The organism is Microbacterium sp. MMO-20 (assembly GCF_037147735.1).
Classification (GTDB): domain Bacteria; phylum Actinomycetota; class Actinomycetes; order Actinomycetales; family Microbacteriaceae; genus Microbacterium.
The window spans coordinates 22,512-31,562 of record NZ_JBBCUU010000015.1 but is presented as its reverse complement, the minus strand read 5'-3'; the positions used below and the strand labels follow the sequence as shown (position 1 = coordinate 31,562).

The 9,051-nt window shown below is 64.6% G+C and carries 8 protein-coding genes and 1 pseudogene; 5 read left to right on the top strand and 4 right to left on the bottom strand.

Going from position 1 to position 9,051, the window contains the following annotated elements:
* Window positions 1-108: 108 nt before the first annotated feature.
* From WFI52_RS13935 to WFI52_RS13925, 3 genes and pseudogenes are all read right to left on the bottom strand, one after another.
* Window positions 109-732, bottom strand: a pseudogene (locus tag WFI52_RS13935) (ArdC family protein); the annotation flags it as partial.
* 214 nt (window positions 733-946) lie between these two features.
* Complete coding sequence (locus tag WFI52_RS13930; RefSeq protein WP_336627562.1) at window positions 947-1,894, bottom strand: AraC family transcriptional regulator; 948 nt, start codon at window positions 1,892-1,894, stop codon at window positions 947-949.
* Between the two features lie 171 nt (window positions 1,895-2,065).
* Window positions 2,066-2,452 carry an SHOCT domain-containing protein gene (locus tag WFI52_RS13925; RefSeq protein ID WP_336627561.1) on the bottom strand — a complete coding sequence of 129 codons (387 nt, stop codon included), beginning with the start codon at window positions 2,450-2,452 and terminating at the stop codon, window positions 2,066-2,068.
* A gap of 276 nt (window positions 2,453-2,728) precedes the next feature.
* Between WFI52_RS13925 and WFI52_RS13920 the strand changes: the two genes are divergently transcribed.
* The 3 genes from WFI52_RS13920 to WFI52_RS13910 are packed head-to-tail and all read left to right on the top strand — an operon-like array spanning window position 2,729 to window position 5,506.
* A complete protein-coding gene (locus WFI52_RS13920; RefSeq protein ID WP_336627560.1) occupies window positions 2,729-3,376 on the top strand; it encodes a response regulator transcription factor in 648 nt (215 codons plus the stop codon).
* Entirely contained in the window at window positions 3,360-4,514 is a 1,155-nt protein-coding gene (locus tag WFI52_RS13915; RefSeq protein ID WP_336627559.1) for a sensor histidine kinase, read from the top strand. The genes WFI52_RS13920 and WFI52_RS13915 overlap by 17 nt, the downstream gene beginning before the upstream one ends.
* On the top strand, window positions 4,502-5,506 hold the full coding sequence (locus tag WFI52_RS13910) for a hypothetical protein (RefSeq protein WP_336627558.1): 1,005 nt from the start codon (window positions 4,502-4,504) through the stop codon (window positions 5,504-5,506). The genes WFI52_RS13915 and WFI52_RS13910 overlap by 13 nt, the downstream gene beginning before the upstream one ends.
* On the opposite strand, the gene WFI52_RS13905 is transcribed toward WFI52_RS13910, so the two are convergent.
* Complete coding sequence (locus tag WFI52_RS13905; protein WP_336627557.1) at window positions 5,485-5,763, bottom strand: hypothetical protein; 279 nt, start codon at window positions 5,761-5,763, stop codon at window positions 5,485-5,487. The genes WFI52_RS13910 and WFI52_RS13905 overlap by 22 nt on opposite strands.
* A 567-nt stretch (window positions 5,764-6,330) precedes the next feature.
* Between WFI52_RS13905 and cls the strand changes: the two genes are divergently transcribed.
* Complete coding sequence (gene cls, locus WFI52_RS13900; RefSeq protein WP_336627556.1) at window positions 6,331-7,818, top strand: cardiolipin synthase; 1,488 nt, start codon at window positions 6,331-6,333, stop codon at window positions 7,816-7,818.
* A gap of 87 nt (window positions 7,819-7,905) precedes the next feature.
* Window positions 7,906-9,024 carry a baeRF11 domain-containing protein gene (locus tag WFI52_RS13895; protein WP_336627555.1) on the top strand — a complete coding sequence of 373 codons (1,119 nt, stop codon included), beginning with the start codon at window positions 7,906-7,908 and terminating at the stop codon, window positions 9,022-9,024.
* Window positions 9,025-9,051 lie beyond the last annotated feature (27 nt).

Genomic DNA, 9,051 nt, shown 5'->3' with positions numbered 1-9,051 from the left:
CACCCTGCACGAACACACAGAACCCGCCCGCCCCGAGCTCTACCTCACCGCCTGACCACCACCCACCCACAGGGAACAACGGAATGACACCACGCCACGGGACTTGACCGCACCCCAGTCGGTCATCCCGTTCGCGCCGTGGATCATGCCCTCGTGCGGCACCCGCAACAGCGTGAACCCTGCCGCCGCGACCTGCGCGGCCAGGCCATCCCACAACCCGGAGGGCGCTTCGCCTTCCAGCAGTGTCGGAGCGGGTGGCTCCGGGATCGGATCGCCGGCGGTCTGGGACACGTCCCACACGTAGGCGGGTCGGGCACCGACCATTCTCGAGCGCACGACCTCGCCAGGGTGCGGCTTCTCCCGCGGATCGAGCCGACGCCATGAACTCGCATCCGCGGGCGTCGAGGACGCGAAGCGGCCAGTGACCGGGGCGAAGATCATGTAGCCCGACTGGCCCTTCCCCACCTGCCGGCCGAGTTGCTGCCACTGCCTGTAGCCGGCGACGTACGACGGCATCGGCTCGGGCACACGACCGGCCCCGAATGCGGCCTCGTGCTGAACCCAGATCAGCAGCGTGTTGTTGAACGAGCGCGAACGGAACCTGGCTGCGAATGCCAACGCCCGCGCCCAGTCCTGCCCGGACACTAGGGTCTCGACGGCGCCGGTCAACCGCTCGTGTAGCTCATCGAGCTTCGCATCTCGCGCCGCCCGCGCGTCCTCGGTCACAGCCATCGTCAGACCTCCCTCCGCGAAGACCACACGTGCGTGGTCGTGCGACTGCGAGGTACGCCGAGAAGATCAGGAAGACAGCACGGACAGGAACCGAGATGGCGACCGGCAGGCTCCGTGACGAACCCGACGAGTCCTTACCGGCCTACACGATGCGCAGGATCGGCGCTGCGGCAAGAGCGCCAATCTGCGGGTAACACCCGGACATTCGCGCGCATCACCCGGATGTCGGCTCTTTGACGGATCGGATCATCGCTCGGTATCGACTCGGCGTAACGCCGACGCTGCGCCTGAACTGCAGTGCTGCGAAATCAGAATCGCTCCAACCCACCTCACGGGCAACCACCGCGATCGGACTGTCCGAGGCGCGCAGGCTTGCGGCCATTTGCTCGACGCGAAGCATCGTCAGATAGGCCATCGGAGGCTTGCCGTATGCATCGACGAACAGACGACCGAACTGGGATTTCGACAGGTTCGCCCGCGCGGCGAGACCGCCTACCGACCATGGTCCGGCAGGGTCAGCGCGTAGCATCCGTTCGGCTTCACGCACTTCGACGCGCAAAGGCGCGAGTCTCCGCACGCGGGGCAAGGCTGGATTCCTGGTCTGCCTTTGCGTTCGCGATGTTCGGACTGGCGAAGTCTTGATGAACGGTGAGATCACGTGCGTGATCGCGAACCACAGCGCCTGCATTCGGTAAAAATTCGACACTGGCTTGTTGGCGGTGCTTAGCATTACCAGCTCGTCCAGCCATGGCGACAAGAGTTCGAGGCGGTCTCGCCCGATCCGAATGACCTGGACGGCCTCGGTGTACAGCTTGACGGCGAAGTCCTGAGCAGCACGACGGTCCTCCAAGAGACCGACGTTCTGCCAGTAGATCTGATCGATCACATAATCCGCGTCCGCGAACATCGTCGTCACGGTGATATGCGCATCCGGTTCGATCCCGCAGAGCGTATTCGCGCTAAGCAGCACCACGTCTCCTGTGCTAAGCGATTGCTGCCCGAACCCGCTTAGGAGGGTCGCGCTTCCACTACGGATGACGATCATCTTTACGTAGTCATAAGCGATCGGCCTCACCGGATCGCGGACCAATTGCGTTCGTGCAGCGATTGGCGAGAACAGGGGTGCCTGTTCACGCTCTGGTGCGGGTTGTTCGTTGGGCATTCGATGCCCTATTCGAGCGCGCGCGAGGAAGAGCTGCGGAGACCCGCCCTACCGCGTGATTCGGAGGCGCTGAACAAGTGCGCGTCGTCGCGGCGCGCCGGGACACGAGCAAGCAAGCGCCGCCTGTTCATCCGCCAGGCGACGCTTGCTTGGTGTTTCGGCTGCGACGTATCAGGTGATCGCCTTGGCCTTCAGGCGCTCAAACTCCGCTTGGGTGATCGTTCCCGCGTCGAGGAGCTGACGTGCCTGCGAGATTTCCGCTGCGGGCGACGCCTGGGCGACGGAGCGGATGTACTCGTCCGCCGCCTGCTGCGCCTCGCGCTGCACCGTGGAGGATCGCTCGGCCATGCCGCTGCCACGCGCTATGAGATACACGAGCGCGGTCAGGAAGGGCACGAAGACGAGAAAGATCAGCCAAACGGCCTTCGCGACACCGTGCAGTTTTCGATCACGGAACAGATCTCCGATGATCGCGAACAGCGCGAAGAGGTAGGCAATGAAGACGAAAACGGTGAGGAACCACCAGATGGTGTCCCAGATGGTCGACCAGAAAGGCATGGACGCTCCAATAAGCTCGTGGGCGGATTCGTTCAGAGCCTAAGGTGACCAGGATCATCGCCAACACGCGTGGAATTGGACACCCCTAGATATGGGGTCGGCTCTATGCAGGCCATTCCGGGTCGGCATCCGCCGGAGCCGGACGGGTGCCCACGGAATTCTCCTCGAAGTAGGGGTGTGAGTGTGACATCTGGTCGGGTTCCGGGCTCCGGTATCCTCGTAGACGGGATGTCGAACAGTGGCGTGCCTTCGAGCGAGACCATCTGGGAGGCGGGCATGAGGGCACGAGTTGGCATCATCGACGACCATCCTGCGGTCATGCTCGGGGTTGCGTCGGTGCTGAGCGCGCAGCATGACCTCATGGTTACCGCGACCGTCACGACGGCTGATGAGCTGCTCGCGCTTGACCAGCAGTTCGACGGGATCCTCCTCGATCTGACCTTGGCTGACAGGTCCACACCGGCTGAAAACCTTCGTGCGTTGGGCGCTCTGAATGCTCCCGTACTTGTCTACACATCCGGCGACCGTCCTGGGCTCATTCGGGAGGCCGCACGTGCGGGAGCTGCCGGCATGGTGCGCAAGTCCGAGTTCCCAGATGTCATCGTCGAGGCTGTGCGCGGGATGATTCGCGGTGAGGTGGTCGCCTCCGCCGATTGGGCAACCGTGATCGACTTTGATCCCGACTTCGTCGACGCGCACCTCTCGCCCCGCGAGGCAGAGGTGCTCGGACACTACGCAGCGGGCGAGACGGCAGAGCGCGTGGCGTCACTCCTCTTCATCTCACGGCAGACCGTGCTCGACCACATCACCCGCATCCGCGCCAAGTACGCGAGCGCCAACCGCTCAGCACCGACGAAAATCGACCTCTATCGTCGCGCGGTCGAGGATGGCCTCATCCCCGCGGGCGATGACACAGCTCCCTGACGTCCGAATCTCCTCGACGATCGACCGCCCGCTCGGCTGGCTGATCGCCGTCGGCGGCTGCATCGTCATCCTCGATCAGACCGCGTTCAGGTTGCAAGAACTCGGCGACTGGGCGTCGTGGTGGAATATCGGAGCATTCGTCGTTGTCGCGGGGATCGTTGTCCTTGCGGTAGGCGGACTCGTGCTTCCGACGCGCCTCCTCACGATCGTGTGGTGGGGGCTTCCGACTCTGTACATCGCGTTGCAGGCAACATGGATGCTGGGGTACCACGGGACTAGCCTCGACGCTGCAGTTCCCTGGCTGTGGACGGTCGAGCCTCCGATCGTCACACTTCTGCTGCTCTTGATGCGCCCGGTTGCCGCGGTTATCACGACGCTGATGATCTCCTCCGTCCCGGCGCTCTCCAGCCTGATGATTCTGGGCACGGTCCCTTATGGGGTGCTGCACGAGACGCCGATTCAGCTCGGGAACGTGGTCTACGTGGCGGTATTCATCGGCGTCCGCTACCAACTCACACGGCTGCGAGCGCTTGAGCGGGAGGCCCACCGTCAACAGCGTCGGCAGATACGGGCTGCGGTCGTCGCCGAACAACACGCGAAGCTCTCCCGCGTCGTCCACGACGAGGTGCTGTCGGTGCTCTCCTCTGCGATGCAGACCGTCGGTGGCCCGCCGACGGTGCTTCGGCGGGCGGCGGCTCGCACGCTCGTCGCACTGGACGAATCGGCTGGCGGGGACGAGCCCGGTGCGGAACTCATTCCCGTACGCGAGGCGGTCGCCCTGGTCGCTGGTCGTCTTCGCATGATCGATGAGGACTGCACGCTGAACACGCGTGCTTCCGAGGGGGCTGTCCGACGGGACCTCGCCGAGACGGTTTCGCTTGCTGCGGCTGAGGCGCTTCGAAACAGTGTGCGGCATGCGGGCCATGATGCGACCCGGAGTGTACGGCTTGCGCTGTCGCCGGAACGCGTGAGGGTTGTCGTCGAGGACGACGGTGTTGGTTTTGAGGCGTCAGCGTCACGATCGGGGATGGGGATTCCTGAAAGCATCATGGGCCGGATGAAGGAAATCGGCGGGTCTGCTTCGGTGCGGTCGCACCCGGGTCAGGGGACGGAGGTGGTCATCTCGTGGCCGACGTAGTCACCGCATCCACCTCTGCAGGCGGTCTAGGCACGAAGCCAGCACGCTGGGCTTTCGTGTTCATGTGGGCGACCGGGGTCTGGCTGGGGCTGATGGGTCAGATCACTCCGCTCGAACTTTTCAACGCGTCAGCGTACGCCGCCGCACCGATCGGCGGATTGTTGCTCACGACTCCAGGCAACCAACCGTTGCCACGGCACAAGGTCTTCTGGCTGCCCGTGATCGCGCTCTACGTCACGGTTGTGGTCCTCTACCGCACCCCAGAGGTGTCGACAGTATGGGCGCTAACCTTCACGGCCTACCTCGTCGCCTTCCTCATTCCGCGAGGCAACCCCGTGGCTGGCGGAGTCGGCAGTGCGCTCGTCATCGGCTATGCGCTGGCCTGGGGTCTCGTCCGAGATCCGTCTGGCTCCGGTCTGGCCCTCCTTCTCGGGATCCCCGTCGGCTGCTTGGTCGCGGGTGTGGTGTGGCGGCTCGTACTGGGTTGGATCGTGCACAAGGAGCGCGCGCACCGCGGCGCGGCCGCAAACGCTGCGGAGCACGCGGCAGCATCAGACGAGGCCGTTGCGGCCTCGCGGCGTGAGCTTGCCGATATCCGTGCGGCGGTCACGCCCCTGTTGTCAAGAATCGTTGCGGGTGAGACCATCGACGATGCGATGCGCACGGAACTGACGCTGACCGAAGCCTCCATCCGCGACCGCATCCGGGCGCCCCATCTTCAGCACCCTCTCCTCCTTGATGCGATCGCGCGTCTGCGCGCTCGTGGTGTGATCGTCGTCGTACTCGGTGAGCCGGCCGCTTCTGGCGCGGTGATCGCGACGTCGCTCGCCACACGGATCGTTGAGCTGATCTCAGGAACATGCGAGGGTCGCGTCACCGTTCGGAATCTTCCGGAGGGCAGGGCCGCAGCGGCGAGCGTTGTCGTCCAAACTCGGGACACCTCTGAGCAGGTGCTGCTCGCCGCCGACGGTCAGGTGCGTGCCCGCACGTGAGGCCGCGAGGGACGGCCGAGATCACCGCTTTGACGGAGTTGATCGGCGAGTTCAGCTCGGACGCGCAAGTACCGTTCCCGTACAGATGGCCCGGACGTCTTCAGCACCCGAGCGATGACGTCGAGCTCGAGCCGCTCCCAGGCCACCAGGCGCACGATCTCGGCGTCGAGCGGTTCTCGGTACGAGATCAGCTGGCGGACGTGCCAATCACGGTCATCGGCGTCCAAGTCTCGCTTGCCGTCATCCGCCGCGATCATCCGCAGCGCCCGATGGAGCGCCGGCGCCTCGGCACCGAGGGGTTCACCTCGACCCGCGGCCGTTAGCACTGCACGCGCCGCCCGGAATACGCGAACGGTATTCTCCGCACCATCGTGCACGGAGTCCGGGAACGAGCTCCGTAGCCGTCGGGCAGCCACAACGAACAGCGGCGCGCCGTCCTCGAAGTGATCTAGACGACGCACCAGGTACAGGAGCAGACTTCGACGGTGACGGTCGAGCGCGCGCAGGCCGGCGGACGGAGCGCGCGGGGAGCCGGGCTCGTCGCGGATCCAGTCAACGACCTTGCGTAGTTCCACCTCGACTGTCCGAGGCAGCGCGATGAGCGGCGAGGACGCCGTGAGAAGGTCGTCGATAGTCGGGATGGCGCACCTCTCAGGAGCCGATCTCGAGAAACGGATGCTGCCCTTGTCGGCAACATCTCCACGCTAGGTCTCGGCTCGCCCGCCATGGCATCCCTCGTAGCAGGGGAAGAGACAACGGCAGGAACCTAGGTCTTTCGGTGGAGTATTCTCCACCGAAAACGATGGAGAGCGGGCAGCGAACTCATGACCAGCACGGAGATCATCGGCGTTGTCGTGCTGTGTGTTCACATCGTCATTGGCTTTGTCGCCGCGGTGGTGATCTCCTTGCGTCGCAAGCCCGCGACCGCAATCGCCTGGATTCTGGCGATTGTCTTCATCCCTCTCCTCGGCCTCGTCGCCTTCTTTCTCGTCGGGTTCGGCCGTCTTCCTCGGGCTCGACGCGACAAGCAGCGCGCTGTCAATGCGATGATGCTGGAACGCTCCGGCGTGACCGAGCATCTCGCGGGGTCGGGTGACCCCGAGTGGCTCGGTACGGCGGTCAGGCTGAACGAACGGCTCGGCGCGCTCCCCATGGTGGGGGGCAGCACCGCCGCTCTGATCGAGGACTACGGGGAGTCGTTCGATGCGATGATCGCTGACATCGATGCGGCGGACGAGTTCGTGCACGTCGAGTTCTTCATCCTGGTCCTCGATCAAACCACCCGCCCGCTCTTCGACGCACTGGCTCGCGCCGCGGCGCGCGGTGTACAGGTACGAGTGTTGTCCGACTTCGTGTCGGGGCACATGTTCCCGCATCGGAAGGAAACCGTCGAGTCGCTTCGTGCGATGGGGGCGCAGTGGCGGCCCATGTTGCCGCTACGGCCGTGGCGCGGGCAGTGGCAGCGACCGGATCTACGCAACCATCGCAAACTCGTCGTGGTCGACGGGCGGGTGGGATACACGGGGTCGCAGAATCTCATCGATGAGTCATATCTCAAGCCGAAGAACCTCGCACGCGGGCTGCATTGGCTCGAGCTGATGGTCCGGCTCGAGGGTCCCATTGTCGGCGAGCTTGATGCCGTCTTCGTCACCGACTGGTACAGCGAGACCAGTGAGCTCCTGGCTGTGCGCACGCACCCGGCTGCGATGCCAGGGGCCGTGTCGTTCGGCTCACCAGCAGGCAGCGGCGCGGTGGTGCGGGGTGTCGACGCGCAGGTCATCCCGAGCGGGCCGAGTTTCGAGAACGACAACAATCTCAAACTGTTCGCGATGCTCATCCAGAACGCTCGAAGGAGGGTGAGTATCACGAGCCCCTACTTTGTGCCCGATGAGTCCACGTTGCTCGCCCTGGTCACCGCGGCCTCTCGTGGGCTGGAGGTCGAATTGTTCGTGTCGGAGGTAGCCGACCAGATACTGGTCGCGCATGCACAGCGTTCGTACTATGAGGCGCTGCTGGACGCTGGCGTGGTGATCTGGCGCTATCGTGCGCCGACAGTGTTGCATTCGAAGCATTTCACGATCGATGACGACGTCGCGGTCATCGGCTCGAGCAACATGGACATCCGCTCCTTCAGCCTGAACATGGAGGTGTCCGTGCTCGTTCGCGGCCAGGAGTTCACCAGCCGCATGCGCCTCGTCGAGGACCACTACCGCTCGAACAGTGCTCGGCTTGATCCGGAGACGTGGTCCCGGCGACCGCTAGGAGGCAAGGTGCTCGACGCGATAGCGCGCCTCACCTCTGCGCTGCAGTAGGAGGAATTCCCTACATCGAGGGACATACGCCGCGCACGCGCGCGCCCTAACGTCGGTGATGCCGCCACACAGACAGTAAGGACCACCGTGCAGATCGACATGCCCACCCGCGCCGACATCGAACGATTGGCTGCTGCCCGGGACCCCCTGAGCATCAGCATCTACCTTCCAACGAGTCAGGTTCCGGCGCATGACGAAGAGAACCGGCTCCGAGCACGCGCTCTCTTCGAGCAAGCGATCGAGCGGGTGGGTGAGCTGACCGACAAGCGCACACTGCAGGCGCTCAAGGACGACCTATACACGCTTCTCGACGACCGGGAGTTCTGGATGGATCTGGGTCGTAGCCTTGCGGTGTTCGTCACACCGTCGGGCGTTCTTGAGTTCCGGCTCGCGAACGAGCTTGCCGCCTACGTGGCCGTGGCCGACCGGTTCGCGATTAGTCCGCTCCTGCGTGCGGTCACATTCCCGCACGCCGCTTTCGTATTGGCCATCTCCCAGAACGGCGCTCGGCTGGTCGAAGTGAGCGCGGACCAACCGGCTCGGGAAGTCCACGTTCCCGACTCCCCGCGCAACGCAATGAGCCCCTTTGGCCTTCGTTCGATTGGAGGTCGCTCACCATACGGCCGCCTCCAAGGCGACGAAGGACGCAAAACCCGTCTCACGCAGTATGCGCGAGCAGTCGACCATGCGCTCCGGCCCGTTCTCAACGGTGAGTCGATCCCGCTCATCCTCGCGGCGACGGAGCCGTTGGCATCCATCTATCGCGGCGTCAGCGGCTACGCGGGGCTCGCTGCGGAAGGTATTCACGGGAATCCCGACGAGTTGACCGAAACGCAGCTCGCCGAAGCCGCCCGCGCGGTACTCGACGGCATCTACGACGCCGAGCTGGCGGAGCTCGCCGAACTGTTCCGCGACAGGCGGAACACCGGACGAGCAGCCACCGATCTCAGCGATCTCGCGCGGGCGGCAGCGTTCGGGATGCTCGACACGCTGGCGGTCGACATGGACGCCATCGTGCATGGGCATGTCACCGACGAGGGCGACCTTGTCCTCGAAGACGTCGATGGCTTCCCGACCCCGGGTCACGACGCCATCGAGGAGATCACCCGCCGGGCACTCGCAACTGGCGCTCGAGTTCTCGCCGTACGCGGCGCCGATCTTCCGGAGAGCGTGCAGGCCGCGGGAATTCTGCGCTACGCGCTGTAGACGGTTCCAAAGCCCCGCGGACTTCGC

Excerpts from the sequence above, each read along its gene's own strand:
- WFI52_RS13930 (WP_336627562.1), bottom strand. The coding sequence starts at position 1,894 with ATGCCCAACGAACAACCCGCACCAGAGCGTGAACAGGCACCCCTGTTC.
- WFI52_RS13925 (WP_336627561.1), bottom strand. The coding sequence starts at position 2,452 with ATGCCTTTCTGGTCGACCATCTGGGACACCATCTGGTGGTTCCTCACC.
- WFI52_RS13920 (WP_336627560.1), top strand. The coding sequence starts at position 2,729 with ATGAGGGCACGAGTTGGCATCATCGACGACCATCCTGCGGTCATGCTC.
- WFI52_RS13915 (WP_336627559.1), top strand. The coding sequence starts at position 3,360 with ATGACACAGCTCCCTGACGTCCGAATCTCCTCGACGATCGACCGCCCG.
- WFI52_RS13905 (WP_336627557.1), bottom strand. The coding sequence starts at position 5,763 with ATGATCGCGGCGGATGACGGCAAGCGAGACTTGGACGCCGATGACCGT.
- cls (WP_336627556.1), top strand. The coding sequence starts at position 6,331 with ATGACCAGCACGGAGATCATCGGCGTTGTCGTGCTGTGTGTTCACATC.